The sequence below is a fragment of the Thioclava sediminum genome (assembly GCF_002020355.1).
Taxonomy (GTDB): domain Bacteria; phylum Pseudomonadota; class Alphaproteobacteria; order Rhodobacterales; family Rhodobacteraceae; genus Thioclava; species Thioclava sediminum.
The window spans coordinates 1,246,874-1,272,054 of the sequence record NZ_MPZV01000001.1 but is presented as its reverse complement, the minus strand read 5'-3'; the positions used below and the strand labels follow the sequence as shown (position 1 = coordinate 1,272,054).

24 protein-coding genes are annotated in these 25,181 nt (G+C 63.3%); 16 read left to right on the top strand and 8 right to left on the bottom strand.

The features are described from left to right. Nucleotides 1-51 precede the first annotated feature (51 nt). Nucleotides 52-744 (bottom strand): GntR family transcriptional regulator, encoded by a 693-nt coding sequence (locus BMI91_RS05595; protein WP_244176555.1) that lies wholly within the window; start codon nucleotides 742-744, stop codon nucleotides 52-54. Nucleotides 745-866: 122 nt separating this feature from the next. On the opposite strand from BMI91_RS05595, the gene BMI91_RS05590 reads away from it, so the two are divergent. From BMI91_RS05590 to BMI91_RS05550, 9 genes are all read left to right on the top strand, one after another. Further along, nucleotides 867-1,982: a sugar ABC transporter substrate-binding protein gene (locus BMI91_RS05590; RefSeq protein ID WP_078604225.1), complete on the top strand. Its 1,116-nt coding sequence runs from the start codon at nucleotides 867-869 to the stop codon at nucleotides 1,980-1,982. Nucleotides 1,983-2,058: 76 nt separating this feature from the next. Next, nucleotides 2,059-3,630, top strand: coding sequence for a sugar ABC transporter ATP-binding protein (locus BMI91_RS05585; RefSeq protein WP_078604224.1), 1,572 nt, complete (start codon nucleotides 2,059-2,061; stop codon nucleotides 3,628-3,630). Next, entirely contained in the window at nucleotides 3,627-5,690 is a 2,064-nt protein-coding gene (locus BMI91_RS05580; RefSeq protein WP_078604223.1) for an ABC transporter permease, read from the top strand. The genes BMI91_RS05585 and BMI91_RS05580 overlap by 4 nt, the downstream gene beginning before the upstream one ends. A gap of 14 nt (nucleotides 5,691-5,704) precedes the next feature. Then, nucleotides 5,705-6,499, top strand: a complete 795-nt coding sequence (locus tag BMI91_RS05575; protein ID WP_078604222.1) for an SDR family oxidoreductase — start codon at nucleotides 5,705-5,707, stop codon at nucleotides 6,497-6,499. Next, nucleotides 6,499-7,440: a 3-hydroxyacyl-CoA dehydrogenase gene (locus BMI91_RS05570; RefSeq protein WP_078604221.1), complete on the top strand. Its 942-nt coding sequence runs from the start codon at nucleotides 6,499-6,501 to the stop codon at nucleotides 7,438-7,440. Before BMI91_RS05575 ends, BMI91_RS05570 begins: the two co-directional genes overlap by 1 nt. Before the next feature lie 4 nt (nucleotides 7,441-7,444). Continuing rightward, entirely contained in the window at nucleotides 7,445-8,371 is a 927-nt protein-coding gene (gene kce, locus BMI91_RS05565; protein WP_078540082.1) for a 3,5-dioxohexanoate:acetyl-CoA acetone transferase, read from the top strand. A 26-nt stretch (nucleotides 8,372-8,397) separates the two neighbouring features. After that, nucleotides 8,398-9,276 (top strand): SMP-30/gluconolactonase/LRE family protein, encoded by an 879-nt coding sequence (locus BMI91_RS05560; protein WP_078540081.1) that lies wholly within the window; start codon nucleotides 8,398-8,400, stop codon nucleotides 9,274-9,276. Between the two features lie 535 nt (nucleotides 9,277-9,811). After that, nucleotides 9,812-11,890: a 4Fe-4S binding protein gene (locus BMI91_RS05555; protein WP_078523086.1), complete on the top strand. Its 2,079-nt coding sequence runs from the start codon at nucleotides 9,812-9,814 to the stop codon at nucleotides 11,888-11,890. After that, nucleotides 11,887-12,750: an FAD:protein FMN transferase gene (locus tag BMI91_RS05550; RefSeq protein WP_078545477.1), complete on the top strand. Its 864-nt coding sequence runs from the start codon at nucleotides 11,887-11,889 to the stop codon at nucleotides 12,748-12,750. Before BMI91_RS05555 ends, BMI91_RS05550 begins: the two co-directional genes overlap by 4 nt. Nucleotides 12,751-12,782: 32 nt before the next feature. On the opposite strand, the gene BMI91_RS05545 is transcribed toward BMI91_RS05550, so the two are convergent. Then, complete coding sequence (locus BMI91_RS05545; protein WP_093476946.1) at nucleotides 12,783-13,691, bottom strand: substrate-binding periplasmic protein; 909 nt, start codon at nucleotides 13,689-13,691, stop codon at nucleotides 12,783-12,785. Continuing rightward, entirely contained in the window at nucleotides 13,691-14,374 is a 684-nt protein-coding gene (gene pedF / locus BMI91_RS05540) for a cytochrome c-550 PedF (protein WP_078523084.1), read from the bottom strand. Before pedF ends, BMI91_RS05545 begins: the two co-directional genes overlap by 1 nt. A 206-nt stretch (nucleotides 14,375-14,580) precedes the next feature. Between pedF and BMI91_RS05535 the strand changes: the two genes are divergently transcribed. The 3 genes from BMI91_RS05535 to BMI91_RS05525 all read left to right on the top strand — a co-directional run bounded on the left by BMI91_RS05535 (nucleotide 14,581) and on the right by BMI91_RS05525 (nucleotide 17,000). Beyond that, nucleotides 14,581-15,558: an ABC transporter substrate-binding protein gene (locus tag BMI91_RS05535; RefSeq protein ID WP_078604220.1), complete on the top strand. Its 978-nt coding sequence runs from the start codon at nucleotides 14,581-14,583 to the stop codon at nucleotides 15,556-15,558. A 222-nt stretch (nucleotides 15,559-15,780) separates the two neighbouring features. Further along, a complete protein-coding gene (locus BMI91_RS05530) occupies nucleotides 15,781-16,392 on the top strand; it encodes an ABC transporter permease (RefSeq protein WP_341853189.1) in 612 nt (203 codons plus the stop codon). Further along, nucleotides 16,389-17,000: an ATP-binding cassette domain-containing protein gene (locus BMI91_RS05525; RefSeq protein ID WP_078523081.1), complete on the top strand. Its 612-nt coding sequence runs from the start codon at nucleotides 16,389-16,391 to the stop codon at nucleotides 16,998-17,000. The genes BMI91_RS05530 and BMI91_RS05525 overlap by 4 nt, the downstream gene beginning before the upstream one ends. Here the strand turns inward: BMI91_RS05525 and BMI91_RS05520 are convergent. The 5 genes from BMI91_RS05520 to BMI91_RS05500 are packed head-to-tail and all read right to left on the bottom strand — an operon-like array spanning nucleotide 16,973 to nucleotide 21,047. Beyond that, nucleotides 16,973-17,749, bottom strand: a complete 777-nt coding sequence (locus BMI91_RS05520; RefSeq protein ID WP_078523080.1) for an ABC transporter permease — start codon at nucleotides 17,747-17,749, stop codon at nucleotides 16,973-16,975. The two genes, BMI91_RS05525 and BMI91_RS05520, sit on opposite strands and share 28 nt — an antisense overlap. Then, complete coding sequence (locus BMI91_RS05515; RefSeq protein ID WP_078604218.1) at nucleotides 17,746-18,471, bottom strand: ATP-binding cassette domain-containing protein; 726 nt, start codon at nucleotides 18,469-18,471, stop codon at nucleotides 17,746-17,748. Before BMI91_RS05515 ends, BMI91_RS05520 begins: the two co-directional genes overlap by 4 nt. After that, complete coding sequence (locus BMI91_RS05510) at nucleotides 18,464-18,901, bottom strand: cupredoxin domain-containing protein (protein WP_078604217.1); 438 nt, start codon at nucleotides 18,899-18,901, stop codon at nucleotides 18,464-18,466. Before BMI91_RS05510 ends, BMI91_RS05515 begins: the two co-directional genes overlap by 8 nt. An 11-nt stretch (nucleotides 18,902-18,912) precedes the next feature. Further along, on the bottom strand, nucleotides 18,913-19,875 hold the full coding sequence (locus BMI91_RS05505) for a YVTN family beta-propeller repeat protein (protein WP_078604216.1): 963 nt from the start codon (nucleotides 19,873-19,875) through the stop codon (nucleotides 18,913-18,915). Further along, nucleotides 19,872-21,047 carry an ABC transporter substrate-binding protein gene (locus BMI91_RS05500; RefSeq protein WP_244176554.1) on the bottom strand — a complete coding sequence of 392 codons (1,176 nt, stop codon included), beginning with the start codon at nucleotides 21,045-21,047 and terminating at the stop codon, nucleotides 19,872-19,874. The genes BMI91_RS05505 and BMI91_RS05500 overlap by 4 nt, the downstream gene beginning before the upstream one ends. A gap of 161 nt (nucleotides 21,048-21,208) precedes the next feature. Here BMI91_RS05500 and BMI91_RS05495 point away from each other — a divergent pair, with 161 nt between their 5' ends. From BMI91_RS05495 to BMI91_RS05480, 4 genes are all read left to right on the top strand, one after another. Continuing rightward, nucleotides 21,209-21,766, top strand: coding sequence for a tetratricopeptide repeat protein (locus BMI91_RS05495; RefSeq protein ID WP_078601903.1), 558 nt, complete (start codon nucleotides 21,209-21,211; stop codon nucleotides 21,764-21,766). A 174-nt stretch (nucleotides 21,767-21,940) separates the two neighbouring features. Continuing rightward, nucleotides 21,941-22,321 carry a c-type cytochrome gene (locus tag BMI91_RS05490; RefSeq protein WP_078604215.1) on the top strand — a complete coding sequence of 127 codons (381 nt, stop codon included), beginning with the start codon at nucleotides 21,941-21,943 and terminating at the stop codon, nucleotides 22,319-22,321. Nucleotides 22,322-22,518: 197 nt separating this feature from the next. Continuing rightward, a complete protein-coding gene (locus tag BMI91_RS05485) occupies nucleotides 22,519-24,285 on the top strand; it encodes a PQQ-dependent methanol/ethanol family dehydrogenase (protein ID WP_078523113.1) in 1,767 nt (588 codons plus the stop codon). A 185-nt stretch (nucleotides 24,286-24,470) separates the two neighbouring features. Continuing rightward, entirely contained in the window at nucleotides 24,471-25,178 is a 708-nt protein-coding gene (locus tag BMI91_RS05480) for a response regulator (RefSeq protein WP_078545501.1), read from the top strand. Nucleotides 25,179-25,181: the final 3 nt, after the last annotated feature.

The window sequence follows — 25,181 nt, the reverse complement described above, 5'->3', positions numbered from 1 at the left end:
TTTTTCCAGGTCGGCTTTGCTGGCTCTCTCCAGCATCGCCGGCCAACCCGTTCACCCGCGCTCGGCTTCGCTCTCCTTGAGGCTGGCGAGGATGACCTCGTAGGCGCTGTCGATATCCTCGCGCAGGGCTGCGATGGCCGCTGCACTGTCGCCGTCCCGGATGGCCTCGAACAGCCTGCGGTGCTGCTTGTTGGAAACACGGTAGTGGCCATGGCGTTGCAGCAGGTGGAACTGCGGATTTATCCGCAGCCAGATATTGCCGATGATCTCCAACAGAAGGGGAGAGCCTGCCTGCCGGTAAATCGTGAAGTGGAAGTCGTAATTCGCATGAATGAATTCGCGCACCTGACCTGCGGCTTCCGCAGCTTCCATCGCGTAGAGAACTTTTTCCAGCTGTGCGATGAACTCGGGATCGCGGCGCTCGACCGCCCAGGCCACCGCGGTGGTCTCGATCTCCGAGCGGACTTTGCGCAGGTCGGCGAGTTCGTCTGCCCCAAGACGCGGCACCCCGATGGATCGTCCCGACACGATGGTCAGGGCTCCGAGGGCCATAAGTCGGGAAATTGCTTCGCGCACCGGCATTGGGCTTACGTCGAGCGCCTTGGCGATGCTGGCGACAGTGATCGACTCGCCGGGTGCGATCTCGCCCTGCAGAATCAGATCGCAAAGCCGCTGATGCACCAGCGTCTGCAGGGTTTCGCGCTTTAGCGGCGTGACGCTTTCGAACATGGTCAGACCTTTCATTTCACGGCCCAAACTACGCCGGCTCGAAAAAGAATAAAACACGTTTTGACTTTTGATCAAAGATATCGGATCGTGAAATCCGTGAGGCGACCGGGGAGAGTCGCCGGACATGGGAGGAAGAAATGATCAAACGCTATATCGCGGGCGCCGCCTGCGCCCTTGGTCTCGTGGCTGGAGCCGCCCAGGCGCAGAGCGACGGGCCTTACAAAGTCTATCTTTCGATGAGCTATATCGGGAACGATTGGCAGGCCGAGGCCTCGAACATGGTCAAGGCGCTCGCGGCCTCAAAGGACTATGCCGACAAGGTGGATCTCGAGGTCCAGGTCGCCGGGCCGAACGCCCAGCGCCAGATTCAGCAGATCAACGCGATGGTGCAGGCCGGTGCGGACGCGATCGTCGTCTACCCGATCTCGCCCACCGCGCTGAACAGCGTCGTCAAGAGCGCCTGCTCGCGTGGTGTGACGGTCATCGCCTATGATGCGGAGATCACGGAGCCCTGTGCCTATAACGTGACGATCGACCAAGAGGAGGCCGGTCGAAAGACGGCGGAATGGCTGGTCGACAAGATGGGCGGCAAGGGCGATGTCGTGATGGTGACAGGTGTGCCCGGCACGTCCGTGGATACCGCCCGGACCAAGGCGGCCAAAGAAGTCTTCGCCCAGCATGACGGCATCAATATCGTCGGCGAGGCCGTGGGCATGTGGAGCCAGGCGGTGGCCCGGACTGAACTCAACAAGCTGATGGCCACCCGCGACTGGTCCGATATCAACGGGCTCTGGATGCAGGTTGGCTGCTACACGGCGGATTCCATGCAGCTCGAAGCGGGACGCGATCCTTCCGAGCTGCTGCCCTGTGCAGGTGAGGGATCGAATGGCGGGCGCATCCAAATGCTTCCGACAGATACAGCGGTCGAAGGGGCGAGCAAGCCCTATGCGCCGATGGGCGCACCCCGGATCTCCTACGCCTCGCCGCCCTATTCCGGCGCGCTGGCCCTGAAGCTCGCGGTCGATAAACTCGAAGGGAAGGACATCCCGAAGCATACCACCTTGCCGCTGCCCCTCGTCACCAACGACACCGTGCAGCTTTGCGAGACGGGCAGCTGGGATGAACAGAAGGCGGGGTGCAACGTGTTCCAGCCCTCGATGGTGTCGAACCCCGGCTGGTTCGCCTCGATCTTCTCGGAAGATCTGCCGCAGCTTGGTCTGAACGCCGCGCTTGTCGGCCAGCCCGAGAACTGAGGTCACACGCCCGGCGACGGGGGCTTTCCGTCGCCGGGCGCAGACCGCACCATACATACGCATTCCGGAGAATTGCATGTCACGCATCGCCGATTCAGCGCCTGCGGTGGAAGTTCATGACCTGTCGAAGGCCTACGGTCCCACTGTCGCCAATGACAAGGTCAGCTTCTCCGTCGCTCGCGGCCGCGTCCACGCCCTGCTCGGCGAAAACGGCGCCGGCAAGTCGACCACCATGAAACTGCTCTCGGGCCTCGTGCGGCCAGATTCTGGCACGATCCGAATAGGCGGCCGCGACGTCAATTTGCGCAATGCGCGCGATGCCCATGCAGCGGGGATTCAGACCGCCTTTCAGGAGCTGACGCTGGTGCCGGACCTGAGCGTGCTCGACAACATGCTGCTGGGCCGGTCGCGCCGGACGATCATCGGCACGCTGGACCGCAGCCGTGCGCGGCGCGAGGTGACCGCACATTTCGAAGCGCTGGGCCTCGACGTCGATCTCGATGCGTTGGCCGAGGAACTGACCCTGGCGGTGCGCCAGAAGATCGAGATCGCCCGCGCTCTCTACCGCCAGCCCGAAATCCTTTTGCTCGACGAGCCGACATCGGCGCTCTCTGGCAGCGATGTCGACTGGCTCGGCCGGATCATCGCGGACGCGGCCGCGCAGGGGATTACCGTGCTGTTCATCTCGCACCGCTTGCCTGAAGTGCGCGCCTTCTGCGACACGCTCACCATCTTGCGCAACGGACGGTCCGTGACCTCGGCGAAGGTCGCGGATGTCAGTGACGCTGAAGTGGTCGAGATGATCGTGGGCCGCTCGGTCGAAAATGCCTTCCCGCCGCGCCGTGCCCCGAAGGAAATCGCGGGGCAGGTCCCGGTCCTCGCCACCCGTGGGCTGTCGGCAGGGCCGAAGCTGCGCAATGCCGAGATCGCGCTGCACAAGGGGGAAATCCTCGGGATTGCCGGGCTGCAAGGCATGGGGCAGGAGGCGCTGTTCTCCGCCCTTTTCGGACAGGAGCGGTTGCGCGCGGGCCATATCGAGCTGGACGGGACGCCCCTCCATCTGCGGGCCCCGGCCGATGCGCTGCATCCGTCGGTCGCGATCGGGCTCGTGCCCGAGGAACGCAAGACGCAAGGTTTGTTCCTGGAACTCAGCGGGCGGCAGAATGCCAGCCTGCCCGTGCTCTCGCGGTTTCACCGGGGGCCGGTTCTCGATGACGGGGCGGAGGCGCGCGCCGCTGCGGGGGCTTTCGCTGCCGTCGAGGTGGACGAACGCGCGCATTACCTGCCCGCGGGCGCGTTCTCGGGCGGTAATCAGCAGAAGATCGTGTTGGCCAAGTGGCTCGTGGCGCAAAGTCGGATTCTGCTCCTCTTCGATCCGACGCGCGGCATCGATGTCGGGACGAAAGAGCAGATCTATGCGCTGCTGCGCGCCTATACGGATGCAGGCGGATCGGTCCTGCTCCATTCCACCGAAATCCCTGAGCTCGTGTATCTGTGCGACCGTGTCGGCGTCCTCTACGAGGGTCGGCTGTCGTGTTGGCTCGAGGGTGAAGAATTGAGCGAGAACGCGATCATGCAGGCCACGCTCGGCGGGGACGCACCGCTGAAGGGAGACACGACACATCCGAAACAGGAGGTCCGGGCATGAGTGACCAAAGCCTATCATCCGGGGCCGCGCCGCGGCGCAAGTCCTCCAACTGGCTACGCAGTCTGCGTCACGGACAAGCCGTGATCGTCGCGGCGCTGGTGCTGGCGGGCCTCATGGCGTTGAACGCGGGGCTGAGCCCCTATCCGCTGAGCTATTTCGACATCTCATTTCTCGCAAGCGGCGGGGCGACCTCCGCGATCGCGGCTGCAGGACAAACACTGGTTATCCTGTCGGGCGGGTTCGACCTGTCAGCAGGCGCGGTGGTCTCGCTGGTCAACGCGGTGCTTGCGACCTCGATGGACCCGGCGAACATGCAGGCCTCCGTGCCGCTCTGGACCGCGATCGGGATCGGTATCGGCATGGCCGTGGGCGCGGTGAACGGCTTTTTCGTGGCCGTGGTGCGCCTGCAGCCCATCGTGGTCACATTGGCCGTGATGTTCATCGTGCAGGGGCTGACGCTCCTTGTGATGGCGATGCCGGGCGGATTCGTCGCGCCTTCGCTCGCATCTGTCTATCTTGGCGACACGATCCCTGGTCTTCTCCCCGCACCGATCACGCTGATGCTCGTGCTGGTGGCGCTGTGGCTCTGGCTCAAGCGCACGGGCTACGGGATCACGCTCTACGCAGTGGGCAGCGATGCCGAGGCTGCTCGCGCGACGGGACTTCACGCGCGCACCGTTACCTTCGCGACCTACGTTCTCGCAGGTGGGCTTTACGGGCTCGCCGGTGTTTTCGTCAGCGCCCAGACCGGCAGCGGCGACCCGCTGGTGGGGAACTCGCTTCTGCTGCCGACCTTCGCGGCTGTGGTGATCGGCGGCACCCGTCTTGGCGGTGGCAAAGGCGGTGTGCTGGGCACGATCCTCGGGGCCTATATCCTGATGATCGTCGTGAACCTTCTGCTGTCGCTCAACGTCTCGGCTTACTATTCGACCATCGCGGAAAGCGCAGTGCTCCTGATCGCGGTGCTCGCGGGCTCGCTGCGCCGTGACAGCACGCTCTCGCAACGCCTGCGCGAAGTCACCGATGCGATCGGCGCCCGACGGCGCGGATGGCTTGTTGGCCAGCGCTCGGGTGAGGATCACAGGTTGGCTTTCACGCGACCGGCAGAGACCGCCCCCTCGCAAAGTTTCCTGCAACGTCACGGTCATACGCTGCGCCACGTTCTGCCCGCCTGGATCTGCCTCGTGGTGGTCCTGATCGCGACGCAGCTGGTGCTGGGCAATGTCTTCAGCGGCTGGCGCTACTGGGACTCGCTCCTTGTGCTCTCGAGCTTCCTCGCGATCCTCGCTCTGGGGCAGGGCGCGGTTATCCTGACCGGGGGGCTGGACCTGTCGCTGCCCTGGAGCATCGCGCTGTCGGGCGTGATGTTGACCGGGCTTGTTGGCGGACAGGACATGGGATTGCTCACGGCGCTGCCGGTGGTCTTTGCGGTGGCTGCGCTGATCGGGCTCGCGAACGGGTTGGGCGTCGTGGCGCTGGGCCTGTCGCCGATCGTCGTGACCCTCGCGATGAACGGCATTCTTCAGGGCGCGGCATTGATCTGGTCGGGCGGCACGCCCGCCGGGTTCGCACCGCCCTCGCTGCGTTGGCTGATGACCGGCAAGCTGATGGGCGTGACCCCGGTGATCATCTTCATGGCCGCCTTCGTCGCTCTCGCGATCGTCCTCTTGGGACGCACCGGGTTCGGGCGCCGGGTCTACGCGGTCGGCAACAGCGAACTGGCTGCGCGCCTCTCGGGGGTGCGCACGGGGCGGGTCATCATCTCTGTCTACATCCTCTCGGCGCTCTGCGCGGCGCTGGTCGGCGTTCTGCTGGCGGGCTTTTCCGGACAGGCGAGCCTCGGGATGGGGGATGACTACCTTCTGCCCTCGATCGCGGTCGTCGTCGTGGGTGGGGCGCTGATCACCGGTGGCCGCGGGCATTACGCGGGCATGCTGGGCGGCGCACTGCTGCTGACCGCGATGCAGACCCTGCTTGCCGGCACCGCGCTGCCCTTCGCATTCCGCTCAGTGTTCTTCGGGCTCGTCATCCTGATGGCCGTGATCGCATTGCGCAAATAACCAAGGAGATTTCGATGAGTGATACATCCAGGATGAAATTGCCCGGCCTCGAGGGCAAACGCGTTGCGGTCACGGCGGGCGCTTCCGGCATCGGTCTGTGCATCGCGCGGGAACTGGCTCGGCAAGGCGCGCGGCTGGCTATCTGCGACATCGATGAGGCCGCGCTTGAACGGGCCGCGCAGGAGCTGGGCGCCGAAGTGGCCCTGCGCGCCGACGTCTCGGATGAAGCTGCGGTGGCATCTTTCTTCGAAGCGATCGGCAACACCCTCGGCGGGCTCGATGCGCTGGTCAACAATGCCGGCATTGCGGGGCCCACCGGCTCGGTCGACGAAATCTCGCCCGAGGATTGGCGGCGCTGCCTCGATATCGGCCTGACAGGTCAGTTCCTATGCACGCGGAAAGCGGTGCCGATGCTGCGCGCGGCAGGGGGTGGAGCGATCGTCAATATCTCCTCCTCGGCGGGCAAGTTCGGCTATGCGTTCCGCACGCCCTACGCCTCGGCGAAATGGGGGGTGATTGGGTTCACCCAGAGCCTCGCGAAAGAGCTCGGTCCCGAGAATATCCGTGCCAATGCGATCCTGCCCGGCATTATCGAAGGGCCGCGGATCGAAGGCGTGATCGCAGCTCGCGCGAAGCAGACCGGGATCAGCCATGAAGAGATGACCGAGCGGTATCTGTCGAACGTCTCGCTGCGCCGGATGACCCCGCCCGAGGACGTGGCGGACATGGCCGCCTTCCTGATCGCCGAGACCGGGCGCAACCTGTCGGGGCAAAGCTTCCCCGTCGATGGCAATGTGGAGACCTTGTGATGAAAGAGCCTGTCGCCTGCGTCGGTTCGGGGCTTATCGGGCGTGCCTGGGCCATCGTGTTCGCCCGCGCCGGTCATCCGGTGCGGTTGTGGGACGAGGTCCCCGCCGCGCCAAAGGCCGCGCGCGACTTCGCCGCCGAGATGCTGCCGGAACTGGAGCGCCTGGGCCTCATTCCCGGCACCGCTGAGGAAGCCCTCGCGCGCATCGAGCCGGTCGCCACGCTCGAAGAGGCGCTCGAGGGCGCGCGGCACGTGCAGGAGAGCACCTTCGAAGAGATCGGCGTGAAGCGCGAAATCTTCGCGCGTCTCGACGCGATTGCCGGCCCCGATACCGTGCTCGCCTCCTCGTCGTCGGCCCTGCTGCCTTCGGCCATTTCCGAGGGGCTCGCGGGACGCCACAGGGTCGTGGTCAATCATCCGATCAATCCCGCCTATCTCGTGCCCGCAGCAGAGTTGGTGCCTGCGCCTTGGACCGATCCTGCGCTTCTTGAGCGCACGGCGGATCTTCTGCGCGACGCCGGCATGCGCCCGATCGTCATGCAGAAGGAAATCGACGGCTTCGTGATGAACCGCCTTCAGGGCGCGCTTCTGCATGAGGCGTTCCGGCTCGTGGCCTATGGATATGCCAGCACCGAAGACGTCGATATCGGGTTGCGCGAAGGGCTGGCGCTTCGCTGGTCCTTCATCGGCCCGTTCGAGACCATCGACCTCAACGCGCCCGAGGGCGTGCGGCAATATGTGACGCGCTACGGCGGCATTTATGACGGCATGGCGGGGCAACCCGCGGCGGACTGGCGCGGCCCCGTGCTGGACCGGATCGAGGCGGAGCGCCGTGCGGCGCTTCCCGCAGACGAGCTTGCTCAGCGGCAGGCGTGGCGAGACCGGCGCCTCATGGCGCTCGCCGCTCACAAGCGTCGAGCAACAGACGAAATCGGAGATTGATAGAATGCCAGACAAGGTCATCCTCACCTGCGCCGTGACCGGCGCCATCCACACGCCGACGATGTCGGATCACCTTCCCATCACGCCCGACGAGATCGCCGAAGCCGCGATCGGGGCGGCCGAGGCGGGGGCCGCGATCCTGCACCTGCATGCCCGTGACCCGAAAACTGGAAAGCCCGACCAGTCGGCCGAGGCCTTCGCGCCGTTCCTGGGCCGGATCAAGCAGGCGACGAATGCGGTGGTGAATATCACCACCGGCGGTTCGCCCTACATGACGGTGGACGAACGCACGAAGCCCGCGGCGCAATGGGCGCCCGAGGTCGCCTCGCTCAACATGGGGTCGATGAATTTCGGCTTCTTCCCGCTTCTCGCGAAATACAAGGAGTTCAAACACGCATGGGAGCGTGAGCATCTCGAGGGGTCGCGTGACCTCGTCTTCCGCAATTCGTTCAAGGACATCGAATACGTGCTGGAGACCTGCTACGACAACGGCACCCGGTTCGAGTTCGAATGCTACGATATCTCGCATCTCTACAACCTCGCGCATTTCGCGGATCGTGGCCTCGTGAAGCCGCCGTTCTTCGTTCAGTCCGTCTTTGGCCTGCTGGGGGGCATCGGCACCCATCCCGAGGATGTCATGCACATGAAGCGCACGGCAGACCGTCTCTTCGGAAAGGATTTCCGCTGGTCGGTTCTGGGGGCCGGCAAGGACCAGTTCCGCATCGCCACACAGGCACTGAGCATGGGGGGCAATATCCGCGTCGGTCTCGAGGACAGCATCTGGATCTCGCGCGGCAAACTTGCAGAGAGCAACGCCCAACAGGTCGCCAAGGCGCGCGCCCTCGTCGAGGGGCTGGGCCTGGAGCTCGCGACGCCGGACGAGGCGCGCGAGATGCTTGCGCTCAAGGGCGGCGACGCCGTGAACTTCTGAACCGGATACCAAGGGAGGAGACCAACATGCAGATCGATATTCTGCTCGACGTGAAGACGACACTGGGCGAGGGCCCGGTCTGGGACGTCGAAAGCCAGCGGCTCTATTTCATCGACTCGATGGATGGACGGGTGTTTCGCTGCACCGCGGACGGCACGGAACTGCGCGCCTGGGATGTGCCGGGCAAGATCGGCTCGATGGCGGTGCGCAAGGACGGCAAGGGGGCCATCGTCTCGCTCGACAAGGGGTTCTGGTTGCTCGATTTCGACAGTGGCGATTGCGAGTTGCTGCACGACCCGGAAGCCAACCTCGCCACGACCCGTATCAACGACGGCAAATGCGATCGGCGCGGTCGGTTTTTCGCCGGTTCGATGGATATGCAGGAGGAGGGGCCGCTGGGCGCACTCTACCGCGTCGATCCCGACCTGAGCGTTACCAAGCTCGAGGAGGGGATCATCTGCTCGAACGGGCCTTGCTTCTCGCCGGACGACAAGACCTTCTACTTCACGGATACCTGGACCGGTGAGATGTGGGCTTATGACTATGATATCGAGACCGGCGGCATTTCGAACCGTCGCACCTTCGCGAAGGCCGACACCTCGAACGGCGGCGCCGCGGACGGGGCGACGGTCGATGCGGAGGGCTATTACTGGATGGCGCTGGTCTATGACGGGCGGATCTGCCGCTTCGCACCGGACGGCACACTCGACATGGAAATCCCGATGCCAGTGAAGAAGGTCACGAGCGTCCAGTTCGGCGGCCCCGATCTCGATGTGCTCTACGTCACGTCGATGGCGAAGCCTCCGCTGCCGCGTTTCCCCGACGACGGTGTTCAGCGTGGCAGCCTGTTCGCGATCCGCGGTCTCGGCGTGAAAGGCGTGCCGGAGCCGCGCTTCGGCGGCTAAGCGCCTAAAGCCGCCCCCCTCCAAAGCCCTGCGCGCACTCGGCGCGCAGGCGCATCCAGAACGATTGCGTGAGACCGGAGAGCGGCCAGCGCTCGGACTGATCGTGGCGGTTCGTTTCCCAAAGGGAGCAGTGCGAAATTCGCCTCTCTGGGAAAGTTATCCCTAGTAGGTCTGCCACTCCAAACTCTCTCCGATACGAAGCATGGAATTTTCCTGAATTTTTCCGACCGGAATTTTCAGGTCGGCGAGGGACACTGGGTCCGATGAAAGATTTCGCAAACCCACCCGCCAATCTCGCCCGATCAAATCCTCGGACCGCGTCGACCCGTCCACAAACCTGCACTCTCTCGAAAGTGAATAGCCCCGCCTTTCTTAGACGCCTTCGTGTCTCAGTTCCCGCTGTCGCTCGAAGCCGACGGGCGACAGCATTCCATGCCAAGCGTGCAAAGCTTGCCGCGCCGAGCGCAACCGGAACCTCATCGTCTCGCTACGAAGGTCGAATATCGCCGCGCCATCTGATCGTTAGACTCGCCGCATGTTGCGCGCGCTCATCCTATGGTTCTTTCTGGCGTTGCCCGCTTTCGCGGCGAGCCTGTCGCGCGAGCAGGTGGCCGATATCGTCGTTGCGCCTTATGCGGTGGGCGATGAAATCAATGAAAAGGGCGTCTGGCAGCTCCGCAATTCCGGGGGCGGCGAGGCGGGTTATGTCTTTGAGACCGGCGAATTGGCGCCGTTGCCGGGTTTTTCCGGCAAACCGATCAACATGCTGGTCATGCTCGATCTGGAAGGGCGCTTCATAGACGTGAAACTGATCAGTCAACACGAACCGGTTTTCGTGTCTGGGCTGGGAGAAGCGCCATTTCGGGAATTTCTCGAACAGTATCGCGGCCACTCCATCAACGAGCCGATCGTCGTCGGCACGCCTTATGGCGGTGCCGGGTCGGGCTCAGATCTCGTTTATCTCGATGGTGTGACCAAGGCGACCGCGAGCGTGCGGATCGCGCATGAATCAATCTTGGCGGCGACGCTCGCGGTGGCGCGTGAGAAGATGAAGGGCATCCAATCCGGTCCGCCGCCGAAGCCTGATCCAGACCATCGCGAGCAGCTTGACTGGCAAGGCCTTATCGAGGCGGGACTGGTGGGGCGGCTCCGCGTCACGAACGCAGAGGAAGACGCGGCGTTCGACAATACGAAATGGGCCGCCGATGATGCGACGGTCGATAGCGACCCGAACGGGCTTTATCTCGATCTCTATGCTATCGACCTCGGCCCGGGCTCGATTGCAAAAGCTGCGCTTTCTCCCGAGACCTATGCCGAAACGCGACGCTTCCTGTCTCGTGCGCCGGATGACGAGCTCTATCTGCTCATCGAGGCCGGCCGACAGGGGCTGGTGAGCGAAGACTTCGTCCGGAACACGGCACCGGATCGGATATCTGCGCAGCAAGATGGATTGCCGCTGGCGCTGCGCGATGCGGACATTCTGGCGCAACTGGCCAAAGATGCCCCGGCGACGCTTGAGGACGCGACGAAGATGGTGGTCCGGCTGGATCGCCGTCTCGGTTTCGATCCCTCCCGCGATTGGGAGCTGACCGCGCAGGCGGTTCGTCTGCATGGGATGTTTCAGCCCGAAGCGGGAGAGGCGAAATTCAGTCTCACGATGAAGACACCCGAGCGGTTCTTCGTTTTCCCGCAAGTGCCGGAGGCCTTGCCGCCATGGCGTGAGGCGCTTCGCAATCGGGCAACGGATTTGTGGGTTCTCAGCGGGTTCCTCGTGCTGCTGTTTGGGGCGCTGCTGCTGCAATCGCGGCTTGCGGCGCTCAGGCTTTTTACCCCGGTGCGGCTTGCGATTCTCGCGATCACGATCGGCTTCGTCGGTTATTGGGGGCAGGGGCAACTCTCTATCGTGACGCCCATCGCGGTGATCCGGGCGCTCACCGGGAACGGCTCGCTCGAGGTGCTCCTCTATGACCCGTTCTCGCTTCTGATCTGGGCGGCGGCGATCCTCGGTTTCCTCCTGTGGGGGCGCGGATTTTTCTGCGGCTGGCTTTGCCCTTACGGGGCAATTCAGGAATTCGCGCATCACATCGGACGCTTCCTGAACTTGCCGAAATGGGAGCCGCCACGGTCACTTGCCCAAGCGCTCCTTTGGACCGGGCCGGTGGCGTTGGCTGTGCTGACCGGCATTGCACTTGTCACGCCCGATCACATCGAGAAAGCCGTCGAGGTCGAACCTTTCAAGACTGCTATCACCACCCATTTCGCCAGACCCTGGCCCTATGTGCTCTGGGCGGCGGGGTGGATCGCGGTCTCGATGGTCTGGTTCAAGGGGTTTTGCCGCTCCGTCTGCCCCTTGGGGGCCGCGATGCGGCTCGGCGGCCTCTTACGACTGCGAAGCTGGATCCCGCGTCGGGCCGACTGCGGCTCGCCGTGTCAGCTGTGCAAGGTGCGATGCAATTACGGGGCAATCGCGAAGACCGGCCAGATACGGTATTCAGAGTGTTTCCAATGCCTCGATTGCGTGAAAATTCATGACGATCCAAAGCTTTGCGTGCCTCTCGTGCTAGCCGCGAAAAAGGGAAAACGCGGCCCCGGCCTGAGGGAGGCAGCAGAATGAAACGGCGCCGTTTCCTGCAAATTTCGGCGGCGGCGCTATGTGCCGGAGCCCGCGCGCAGGCAGCGACCTGGACTGGACAGGCATTTGGTGCCGAGATCGCGCTCGATCTCAGGGGCGGGGTCAGGAACCGGCAGGACATGCGCGCGATCCGGGACGAAATTCAAGAGATCGAGAACACGTTCTCCTTGTATCGCGAAAGCGAATTGACGCGCCTCAACGCGACAGGCCGCTGCCGACCGTCTGCTGCGATGTCGGAGGTTCTCGCGCTCTCGCGACGGGTGCATCTGGCGACGTTGGGCGCGTTCGATCCTACGGTGCAGCCGCTTTGGGATGCCTTGGCAAATGGCAATAGCGGCGCTTCGCTGCGTGCGAAAATCGGCTTTGAGACCGTAAGAGTTGCGGCGGACATTCGACTCGGACCGGGGCAAGCCCTGACGCTGAACGGGATCGTGCAGGGATATGCGGCTGACCGTGTCCGGGACCTCTTGGTTGCGCGGGGCTATTCCGACGTGCTGGTCGACATGGGCGAGTTCGCGGCGATCGGCGGTCCGTTCGATCTTGGGGTGTTGGATCCAAGCGCTGGATTGCTTGCGCGCCTGCAGCTGCGCGACGGGCGGGCGATGGCGACCTCGTCGCCGGGAGCGCTCGCTTTGCCGGGTGGCTCGCATATCCTGGGGCCCCAAGGGCAGCTCCCGCGCTGGTCAACGGTTACGGTCGAGGCAAAGAGCGCGGCGCTCGCAGATGCGGCCTCGACTGCATTCGTGCTCATGGAGCGCGACGAGATCGCACGTAGCGCGGCCCGTCTTGGCCTCGATGCCGTCCATCTGGTGGATTTCGATGGGAATTACGGGCCGCTCTGATCGCGAGATCGAAAGCGGCCCGAACGCGCAGATCACCGCGTCGGTGGGGTGAATCCCACGCCGTAATCGGCAAAGGCCTTGGCGATCCGCCCGTCTTCCAGCGCAGCTGCGATCGCGTCATCGACCGCATAGCCAAGACGACGATGCTGCATCGAGAGCGCCACGCCGATCGCCCATTTCGAGCGCGGCAATCCGAGCGGCGGTTCGTGGATGTCGATGCCGGGCGCAAGCGCGGCTTCCAGCTCGGCACGCGGGCCCATCACCGCCATCACCTCGTGATCGGCCAGTGCCTTCATCGCGAGCGCGGTATTGCGGTAGCGATGCACCTTGTCCGCCGAAGGTCCACGGGTTACGTCGGTCATGTAGAAATCGGAAATCGAGTCATTCTCGACACCGATAGGATCATAACGGAAGACCGCCGGGGTCGGCCCCTTATCGGGATAGCTCGCGGCGTCATAGGCGATGGCGATATGTTCCTCGCCGTAAATGCCGGTGAAAACGACCTGATCGAAGCGACAGGCGTAATCCACATCATAAGGAACATGCAGCATCACGTCGGAGACGCGGCCATTTACGACGGCGCCCTTGTAGACATAATTGCGCAAATCGGCGTCAAGCGTTTCACCTGCGGAGACGAGCCGGAAGCGCGGCTCGACGCCCAGAGCTCCCGCGATAATCTTGCCGATCTCGATATCGATCCCTTCGGCTTTTCCGGCGTTCTCGAAGGACCAGGGCGCATAGTCGTCATAGACAGCGAATTCGATATAGCCGTCCGTGGCAATCCTATCGAGATCGCGCCCGATATCCTGGGGCGAGGTATTCTGCAATTTCTGTTCTGGGGCCACGCCTTCGCATGCGGCAAAGGCGGGAATGGCTCCGACCATCCCGCCCAGAAATGCCAGCACGCCAAGCCCCGCGCGGGCCTGTGCGATGACGCTCATCATTCCGCAGCCGATATGCCGATCGAAAGCATATCCGCCGCTTCCTTCTGCTTGCTCGGATCCTTCTCCAGCTCATGTGCTGCGCGGGACGCAGCGCTGTCGGCGACAGGTGCTCCGGAAGCGGTATCGACCTTGCCGGAGATATCCTCGAGCGTCGCAATCACGGTGGGGACGTCGGCCTCTCCTGCGGCAAGCTGATCGCGGATCTTGTGAAGCTCATCCGAGTAGGGCTCCAATGCACCATCGTCAGGTCGCGTCTCGATATAGGTGCGGATTGCCCAGGCTGCTTTCTGACCGAGGATTTCCCCGAAGGCGGGCATCTTGGTGGTCCCGTTCTGGGTCATCCCATGGCGGAAGCGTTCAACAAACCATTCGTCGCCATATTCCTCGGCTTCGAGATAGCGCAGGTCCGGCGCCAGACCGCCCGAAACCGCACCCAGCCCGTGGCAGCGCGCACAGTTCTGATTGAAGCCGCTGTCGCCGATCTGGACGGCCTTGGCCCACACCTCATCACCGGCCGCCGCGGCGCGATAGGGGTTCTCGCTGAGCCATTCCTCGCCAACGTCGGGCAGGGCATCGGTGTTGACGGGCTGTGGGGTCACGTCGCCATGCGAAAAGGCGGTAACCGGCGCAAGTGCCAGCGCCAGAAGCGCGGCCATCAGGCCCTTACGGGTGTAGAGCATCTAAACCTCCCAAAAAGATCTCGCTTGTCTTCTGGATAACGCGAGGCTGCGTCGGGCCACCATTCGACCTTGGTATCAATCGCGGTCCCGCTGGCGGGGAGGGGCATTGTCCTTTGGTCGAATAGGCGCGCCGTCGCGACCTGATACTGTGGTCGCAAATGCGTGATCGCCGGAGGAGCGGCGGGGGGCGCAGATGGGAGGAACAGATGGCTTTTGACGGATGGAGCCGCGCAGCGGGCGCGGCGATTGCAGCTCTCGCAATGAGTGCAAGCGCATGGGCGGCGGACCTGCCAGTGCTGAAGGTGGCCGCGCTCGAAGGCGGAACCGTGAATTGGGAGCTGGACACAATCAAGCACTACGGTCTGGACCGAGAGAACGGCTTCACTCTCGAGGTGGTCCCCGTCGCAGGGAAGTCGGGCTCCGATATCATGCTGCAGGGCGGGGCGGTCGATGCCATCGTGACCGACTGGTTCTGGGTCGCGCGGATGCGCGCAACTGGCGAAGATTACCGCTTCATTCCTTATTCGAAAGCGGTGGGCGGGCTTTTGGTCGCTCAGGACAGTCCGGCAAAAACGCTGGCCGATCTCGACGGAAAGAAAATCGGCATCGCAGGCGGGCCGGTCGACAAGAGTTGGCTCATACTGCGGGCCTATGCCGAGCAGGCCGATGGCTTTGATCTGGCGGGCAAGACCGAGCAGGTTTTCGGCGCGCCGCCCCTTATCATGAAGGCGGCGCTCTCGGGCGAAGTCGATGGCGCGATCAATTTCTGGCATTTCGGTGCGAAGATGGAAGCCGCAGGGATGCGCGAATTGGTGAGCGTCGGCGATGCCGCGAGCGCGCTTGGTCTCTCTCCTGAGACACCGCTGCTCGGCTATGTTCTGTCGGGGGACTTGGTGGAGTCGAAACCGGAGCTAGCCTCGGGTTTGGTCGCCGCCTCGCGTGCGGCCAAAGGAAAACTCGCCACCGAAGACGAGGCCTTTGCGCGGCTTCGCCCGATCATGAATGCCAAAAGCAACGCCCAATTCGCGGCGCTCAAGGCGGGATGGCTCGCTGGCGTCCCGGCACCCGGCCCGGTCGATGAGGCGGCTGCCGACAAGATGCTGCGTCTCATGGCGAAACTGGGCGGTGAGAAGCTGGTGGGCGGCGCGACATCGCTGCCCGAGGGCACATTCCTGACGAACTGAGCGATGGGCGCAATTTTGATCACGCAAGGGAAGAGATCTGGCGTGGAGACCGGGCGCAGCTTCGCTCTGCGAAACCGCGCCCGGCTCTGGCCCAACCTTCCTGTGGTCGTTGCCTCGCTCATGGCGCTCGTTCTGCTCTGGGCCTGTCTCGCTTGGTGGTTGGCCGATCCGCAGCTTGCTCCCGGACCACAGATAGTTTTCCCGACTCTCTGGACGGCATTGGTGAGCGGTGACCTTTGGCCAGACCTGAGCGCCACGCTCACACGGGTGACGGCAGCCTTCGGGCTGGCGATGGGCTTCGGCGTGGCGATCGGGATCGCACTTGGCGGCAGCCGTCGTGCGGATCGCTGGTTTGGGCCCTGGTTGACGGTCGCGCTGAATATTCCGGCGCTGGTGACCATCGTGCTTTGCTATCTCTGGATCGGGCTGAATGAGTGGGCGGCCATCGCGGCTGTGTCGCTGAACAAGATCCCAATGGTCGCGGTGATGCTGCGCGAAGGGATGGTGGCGCGCGACACCGACCTGTCGGACATGGCGCGACTTCACTGCATGGGCTGGTTCGCCCGGCTGCGCCACATTTTGATCCCGCAGCTCGCGCCGCATATCATGGCTTCGGCGCGCGCGGGGTTGGCACTGATCTGGAAGATCGTGCTTGTCGTCGAGTTTCTCGGCCGATCCAACGGGATCGGATTCCGCATTCATCTTGATTTCCAGATGTTCGATATCGCGGGCGTGCTTGCGAATGCGCTTGCCTTCGTCGCCGTGATGCTCGCGGTGGAATGGGGCCTGCTCGCGCCGCTTGCGCAGCGCGCTTCACGCTGGAGACAAAGATGATCCGGCTGGAGCTGACAGAGAAATCCTTCAGTGGCATACCTGTGCTTGGACCTATGAAGCTCGATGTCGCGCGCGGCGAGGTGCTGGGGCTATCGGGAGCGTCAGGTGCAGGCAAGACAACCCTGTTGCGACTGCTGGCTGGGCTCGACCATCGTTTCGAGGGAAGCCTCAAGGTGGAGGGGCGCCGCGCAATGGTGTTTCAGAACCCGACCCTGATGCCTTGGCGCCGCGTGATCGACAATGTGACGCTCCCGACTTCAGCCACCGAGACACAGGCGCGTGCGATGCTGGATCGGGTCGGGCTGGCCGGCCTTGAGGATCACTGGCCCGGGCAGATTTCGGTCGGTCAGGCGCGGCGCGTGGGGCTGGCCCGGGCCTTCGTGATGCGCCCCGATGTGCTGTTAATGGACGAGCCCTTTGCCTCGCTTGACGATGCGAGGGTGGAAGGCCTGCTGGAACTGACCGCTGGCTTGATCGCGGAAACCCATGCGGCGGTGGTGATTGCGAGCCATGCGGCAGGCGAACTCGATGCGCTGGCCACACGGTTTGCCCGGGTCGAGGGACGCCCGGCACGGCTCGTTCAAGAGCGGGTGCGGGCGGGTTCGTAACCCCAGATCGCAACGGCGAAGAACACCAAGCTCGCCAATGCGGTCCAACCGAGAGCTGCGGGGTTCAGCTGGCCGTAGAGCGCGAAGCGGATCAATTCGACTGCCTGAGTGAAGGGATTGATCTCGCATAACCTGGCGAGAAGCGGAGAGCTCTCCTGCATTTTCCATATCGGGTAGAGTGCCGAAGAGCAGAAGAACATCGGGAAGATCACGAAGTTCATGATCCCTGCGAAATTCTCCAGCTGTCTGATGCGCGAGGACAGGAGCAAGCCAAGCGCTCCCAACATGATTGCCGCAAGCAAAAGCGCGGGGACGACGGTCACATATCCCGTCGACGGTGCGCGCAATCCGAAGAGCGCCGCTATTGCAAGGAAGGCCGCGACCTGCACCATCCCGACCAGCGCGCCGGCGAGCAGTTTCGCGCCAAGCATGAACCATCGCGGCAGAGGCGCTGTCAGCATCAGCCTCATCGCACCATTCTCGCGATCGTGGACGAGGCTGAGAGAACTTTGCATTCCGGAGAACAGCAAGATCATCGCGCAGAGACCGGGCAGGATATAGGTCTCATAGGAAATATAGGTCCGGTAGGGGGGAATGATTGACAAGCCCAGTGCCGCCCGAAAGCCCGCCGCGAAGATGAAGAGCCAGACGAGCGGGCGCACGAGAGCTGCGAGGAACCGCTCGCGTTGCGTGAAGAAGCGAGCGAGTTCGCGCGAGGCGATGGCGGAGGCGGCGGAGAGCGCGCTCATGCCGTTTCGCCCATCGCCTGGGAGAACCAGTCAGCTAGGAGGCCGTTCTTGCTCAAGCCCCGGACGTCGCCTTGCTCTTTCACCTGACCTTTCTGTAGCACCACGACCAGATCCTCCGGGCGTAATTCATCGGCGAGATGGGTGGCCCAGAGCACGGCTATTCCGTCTTGGGCGAGTTGATGGACATGGGCGGTGATCGCGCTGCGGGCAGGCGCGTCGAGACCTACCGTCGGCTCGTCGAGCAAAAGGAGCCGGGGCCGATGAAGCAGCGCGCGGGCGATCTCCATCCGGCGCCGGTGCCCGCCATTAAGCGCGCGCAGTTTTTCTTCGGCACGTTCGGCCATGCCCAGACGGTCGAGCGCTTCCGAGATGCGACGATCGGCGAGTTTGCTGCCGAGCCCGTGTAGCGCTGCGAAATAGCGTAGATTTGCGCGCACCGAGCGATCGAGATCGAGCGTCGGCTGCTGGAAGACGACGCCGATCTCAGCCAGCGCCTTGCGCCGGGCGCGTGCCATGTCGTGACCGGAGATCGTGACCACGCCGGGGGCGGGCCGGATCAGTCCGGTCAAAACCGACATCAGCGTCGATTTGCCTGCGCCGTTGGGGCCAAGCAGTGCGCAGAAGCGCCCCTTCTCGACGCGGAACCCCACATCGCGCAGCGCGGGTTTGCGACCCCAGTCATGGCTGAGGCCCGCAACATGCAGGGCAGGCGCGTCACTCAATCAAGATCTCCAGACGCTGATCCTCACCGGTCGAGCCGGGTATGTGCAGGTCGTAGCGCCCCGGCTTGATCGCGATGAACCCGATCTCCATCGTGCCTGCGCGGTCGAACTCGATGGAGGCAAGACCCATCGGGCGGACCTCCAGCCCGCGGATCACCACCTCGTCGACCCAGATCGCGCGAAAGAAGCCGTCGCTTTCGAGCCCGATTTCGCCTGACCCGTCGGCGGTGATCTCGACCTCGTAATATCTACCCGATTGCAGCGTCCAGGGACCGCCCAGCGGCTCGCCCACCGAGAGGGTCACTTCGGGGAGCTCTTCCTTGTTGTGACCCGACAGAAGGCCCGCCAACGGGGCCGCATCGTCATCGGCCCAGGCGGGACCGGCGCAGAGCGCGGCTATCAGACTGACTTTCAAAATTTCTGAAAACATGGAAAGCCTCGTCATTTGGAGGTCGGGCGTGCGGCTGCGCCCCAGGGGAAGCGGCCGACTTTCACGGTGTCGATCGGCTCGAGCGTGGCGATATCGATCACCGTCACATCGCCAGAGACACCGTTCGTCGTGAACAGTTTCGTCTGATCCGGCGAGGTCGCCATGTGCCAGACACGACGTCCGACGAGGATGTATTTTTCGACCTCGAGCGTCTTTGCATCCACAACTGCGATATGGTTCGCCGGCCCGAGCGCAATGAAAACCTTCGAGGCGTCGGGCGAGAACCGCATGCCGACGGGCTGGATCTTCTCAGGGCGCACGCCCTTAAGCGTGAAGGAAATCTTGCCGATCTCACTGTGGTCCGAGGTATCGAAGATCGCGACCGTGCCGCCGATCTCGGAACTGACCCAGAGCTGCGCGCCGTCTGGACTGAACTCGGCATGGCGCGGGCGCGGATCGACGAGGGAATTTGCGATGATCTTATGCGTTTCGGTGTCGATCCAATGCGCCATGTTCGTCGTTTCCGAGGTCGTCACCTGAACCTTCCCGTCGGGCGAAATACCCATGCCTTCGGGTTCGACGCCGACATCGATTTGCGCCACCACTTTTCGGGTTTGGGTGTCGACCACAGTGGTGATCGCGTCATCCTCGTTCGCGATGTAGAGAAGCCGGTCGTCCGGGGCGATCACGAACTGCTCGGGGTCTTCGCCTGAAGGCAGATCGTGCAGGATCTCGCCGGTATCGGGGTCCATCACCTGCACCGCGTCGCTGTCCGAGGCACAGATATAGACTCGTTTGAAATCGCGGCTGAATGTGATCCCGCGTGGACGTTCCCCGGTATCGAAACTGTGCAGCACTTTGAGGCTATTTGCGTCGATCACCGAGACCGTGTTGTCAGCTTCGTTGGTGACCCAGACTTCGTCCGCGAAGGCCGGGCTCGCGAGCAGGGTCGTCAGAAGAAGGGCGCGGATCATTGGCTGTCTCCGAAGGCGGCGCAGGTGGATTCGGGGGCGTCGATGCCCAGTGTGTCGAGCTCGTTGGTTTGGTGCAGAAAGCCTTCGAGCGGGGCGAGCGCGGTCAGCGCACGCTCGGTCACCAGCGGGATCGGCTGACGCAGCTGACCGTTCCAGTTGCGAAACGAGAGCGGTCGGCCGAGGAAACCCGCGAGGCGAAATTCGTCCGAGAGCAGGTAGCGGCGCAGGGTCGCAGGGTCCGTCGATTGCGTGCGGGTGAAAGCCTCGCCCAGAGCCGCAACCGCGACCCAAGCGGCGAAATCGCCCTGCGCCATCTCGCGGCCTGCGGCTTCGCGGAAACGGTTTTGCAGCTGCGCCGCGCCATATTGCTCGACCACGCCCGACCAGCCCACGGGCTTCAGCCCTTCAGAGCCCGCCAACGGGCGCGGAAGCCAGCTGTTATAGGCGATGTAACGCGCGAAATCTCCCGGCTCGTCGGAGACGAGTAGGAGGTCGTGATCGGGGAGGTCTTGCGTAAAGAGCGGCACCTCGGCAGCAGCCGCCCGGCGCATATCGGCATCGAAGGCCCATTCCTTCTCGCCTGCGAGCGTCAGGCCGAATTTGGTGAGCGCGCGTTTCAGTGCGGCAGTGAAGGCCAGGTCCTCGGGCAATTGCCCGGAGATCAGGGCCAGCTTGCGCCATTTCTTGAAAAGGATGAACTGCGCCAGCGCATCCGCGCGCATCGCATAGCTCGGTGCAGTGTGCAGCACGTTCCTGCGGCAGTCATCACCACGCAGCGCATCGTCCTGCGTCGAGGCATCGAGGATAAGCACGTCCTTTGCTTCGGGCAGGTCGGCTAACGCCAGCAGGTCCGGGGCAGGGGCTTTGACGACGAGCACCTTCGCGCCGTCAGCCAGCACGGATTTCGCGGCACCCAGAAAATCGTCTTGGGGGGCGATGACGGTTTCGTTCAATGCGTAATCCTGCCCGGTAAAGCGCCCGGTCGTGCGGATGTCGCCGATCGCAAGCCGCGTGCCGTCGAGACCCAGACTCTCGGGAACCGCCGCTATGTTCGAGAGAATCGGCGGCGGCGTGACCTGATGCTCCAGCCAGTCGATGCGCAACGTTTCCGATGACGCAGGCGCGCCAAGGAGCAGCGCGGCACAAACCCCGATGAGCCATTGGATTCGCAAAGATTTCCTCCCATGCCGGACTCCTCCGGCAACGCCATGCTGCGAAGCGGAGGTGCAAGGTGCAATACGACCAAGGTATAAGCCGCACCTGCGGGCGCACTCGCCGCGGCTATGCTAGGATCGTGCGAAGGAAGGTTTCATCGGAGCAGGAGGGGAATGCGATGCGCGCGATGATCTGCACGGCTATTCTGGTGGTGAGCGTGCCCCTTGGTGCCGTGGCCCAGCAATCGGATGAGGGCGGAGATCTCCACGGGGACCTGAACCCCGAGGAGTTGTCGCTCGACCGGGCGCTGCGCGACGTCGGGCGAGGTGAGACCTCGATGACCAATTGCGCGATGGGCTACCTGATCACCAAGTCGGGCCGTCATGCCGAAGCGCGTCAGCTCTTCGAGCGATGCTCGCGCGACGGTTGGACAGGGGCGATGACGTGGATGAGCCAGCTCGACGACAACGGTCTGGGTGGCCCCCTCGATCCGGGCGCAGCCGCTGACTGGGACAAGCGCGCCGCCGATCTGGGCGACCCGGTGGGGATGTTCAATCGCGGGCTCGACCTGATGCGCGGACGCGGCGTCGCGCGCGACGAGGCGGCGGGGCGGGCACTCGTGGATCGCGCGGCAAAGGCAGGTCTTCCCACGGCGCAGCGGCTTCAGGGAGCGGGTTACGACCTCGATGAAGTCACGCCCGATGCCGACAATTGGAAATACGCGCCGGTCTCTTGACCGGATGCGGGCGGCGGCCGGGTCTTCCTCTTCCCATACGCGACCCGGCTGCCCGAACCAGTGTGATCTACGACCAAGGTAGGGGGGTGAGCTTGATGCGGATCAAGCCCGCCGCTCGGAGACAGGGGCATTGTGCGGGGCGAAAGACAGTCGCAATGAAGAAGAGGTTCTCCGATGTTTCGCCCCGTCCTGGCCGCCACCGTCCTGATCTGCCTGAGCCTTCCGGCCGCTGCCGAGACCTATAAGAAGGTCAAGACAGATGCTGGTGGAGCTCTATTCGAGACCTCCTGCATGCGTTGCCACTCGGTCGATGCCGACAAGGCGAGCTACGGTCCGCTCTTGAACGGTGTCGTCGGTCGTCGTGCGGGCACCTATCAAGGCTATCCATATTCCGAGGCGCTGAAGGCTGCGGGCTTTGTCTGGACGCCCGGCGCGCTGCGCGCCTGGATGGAGGACAATGACAAATTCGTCCCCGGCACCAAGATGCGCCATGTCGGGATCGAGGATCCGACAGTGCAGGATTTCATCGTCACCTATCTGACATCGTTGAATTGATATCTTCCGCGTCGTCGTTCCTCCCGGCCGCGCGGTGGCTTTGACGGTCCGGTTCGGTCCGGGCGGGGTCGCACAGGGCGTAAGACCAATGGACAATATACGCCGCGATCCCGCCGTCGATACTTGAGCCGTGATGCATCGTGAGTGCGCGTGACCCCCGCGTCGCACCACGGGCGGGAGACCAAAGGGAGGACATGATGAACAGATTTGTATTGGCAGCCGTCGTTGCCATTTCCTGTCTCGGAACGGCTGTGAGCGCAGGTGTGACCGAGGAGGATCTGGCCAATGACCAGACCAGCACCGATAACGTGCTCACCAACGGGATGGGGCGCCATCTGCAGCGTTATTCGCCGTTGGAAACCCTCAACAAGGACAACGTGAAGAACCTCGTTCCGGCCTGGGCCTTCAGCCTTGGCGGCGAGAAGCAGCGCGGTCAGGAAAGCCAGCCGCTCGTTTATGACGGGGTCATGTATGTAACGGGTTCCTATTCGCGTATGTGGGCGATCGACCTGAAATCCGGCGAGGAGATCTGGCAATATGACGCGCGCCTCCCCGAAGGCATCCTGCCATGCTGTGACGTGATCAACCGCGGCGCCGCGATCTATGGCGACAACATTTATTTCGGCACGCTCGACGCGCGCATCGTGGCGCTCGACCGCAAGACCGGCAAGACGGTCTGGAACAAGAAGATCGCCGATTACAAGGAAGGGTATTCCTACACCGCCGCGCCCTTGATCGTTAACGGAATGGTCATCACCGGCAATTCTGGCGGCGAGTTCGGCATCGTCGGTGAGGTGCAGGCACGAGACGCCGAGACCGGCGAGCTGGTCTGGACGCGTCCGACAATCGAAGGCCACATGGGCACGCTCAATGGTGAAGAGAGCACCATGACCGGCACGCTCAACGCGTCCTGGCCGGGCGACATGTGGAAAACCGGCGGCGGCGCGACCTGGCTTGGCGGTTCCTATGACGCCGACACCGATACGCTCATCTTCGGGGCGGGCAACCCGGCGCCTTGGAACTCCTGGCTGCGCAATGCTGGCGAGAAGAATGACGGCAGCGGCGACAACCTGTATGCGGCTTCGCGTCTGGGCATCGACCCAAAGACCGGCGAAATCAAATGGCACTTCCAGACCACTCCGCGCGAGGGTTGGGATTTCGACGGCGTGAACGAAGTCGTGGCCTTCACGGACAAGGACGGCAACAAGCGTTTCGCCACCGCCGATCGCAACGGCTTCTTCTACGTGCTGAACCGCGACGATGGTAAATTTATTGCGGCCTATCCTTTCGTGAAGGATATCAACTGGGCGAAGGGCATCGATGAGAACGGTCGCCCGATCTATAATGAGGAAATGCGCCCCGGTGCGCCGAACACCAGCTCGGAGGATGGCAAAGGTCAGCAGGTCTTCGCGGTGCCTTCGTTCCTCGGTGGCAAGAACTGGATGCCGATGAGCTACAGCCAGAAGACCGGCCTGTTCTATGTGCCCTCGAACGAATGGGGCATGGATATCTGGAACGAGCCGATCTCCTACAAGAAGGGCGCGGCCTATCTGGGTGCGGGCTTCACGATCAAGCCGCTCTTCGAGGATTACATCGGTTCGCTCAAGGCGATGGACCCCGCGACCGGTGAGGTGAAGTGGGAATACAAGAATGACGCGCCGCTCTGGGGTGGCACGATGGCCACCGCGGGCGGTCTCGTGTTCTTCGGCACCCCCGAGGGCAAGTTCATGGCTCTCGACGACGAGACCGGCGAAGAGCTTTGGTCGTTCCAGACCGGCTCTGGGATTGTCGGTCAGCCGATCACCTGGGAAGAAGATGGCGAGCAATATGTTTCCGTCATGTCCGGCTGGGGCGGCGCGGTGCCGCTCTGGGGTGGCGAGGTGGCCAAGCATGTGAACTATCTCAATCAAGGCGGCATGGTCTGGACGTTCCGCCTGCCCAAGCAGTTGGCCTCGGCTAACTGATTGCTTGATCATCAACGAAATACCTGGGCGCGAAGGGAAACCTTCGCGCCCTTTCACGTTCCATGCCGACTCTGTCGCGCGTTTCGGCGGGATAAGACTTTTTGCCAGTATGACAGGTCAGAGGGGCGCGATAGGCTAAAGAAAAGGCGGGCGAGGTTCCGCCACGCCATGCCGAAGGACGCATTATGAAGGATCGCGCTGTCAGTCCGAAGAGGGTCGAATTCAATGCGGCGATGATCGTCGAAGATCATCCGTTATTCTGCGACGCGCTGGCTATGACCCTGCAGGCCGTTGCGGGAATCGAGACAGTCGCACAGGCGGAGCGTCTGGGCGACGCGATACAAATGATTGAAGAGGGGGCCGCACTGGACGTTATCGTGCTCGACCTGAACCTGCCGGACGTTAACGGGCTCGACGGGTTGATGCGGCTCAAACAGGCTGCCCCGGACAAACCGATCGTCGTCGTTTCCTCGCTCGACGAACCGCGGGTGATCCGCTCGGCGATCCTCGCGGGTGCGGCAGGTTTCGTGCCCAAACATTCGCGGCGCGAGTTGTTCAGGGCCGCTTTCGCCGCAATCAGCCGCGGTGAGGTCTTCGTGCCGGAGACGAGTGGCGAGGCGCTGGCCGGGGGCAACGGTATTTCTCCTCAGGACGAGGCGATCCGACGTCTCAGCCAGCTCACCCGGCAACAGGCGAATATCCTCGAGCAGATCTGCGAAGGCAAAATGAACAAGCAGATCGCCTTCGACCTCGATATTGCCGAGACCACCGTGAAAGCGCATGTGACCGCGATCATGCGCAAGCTCGGCGTTTGCTCGCGCACGCAGGCAGTCCTGATCGCGCGCGAGGCGCAGAGTATGACGGGATTGCCCGAAGGCTGGAGGGCAGGCTAATCT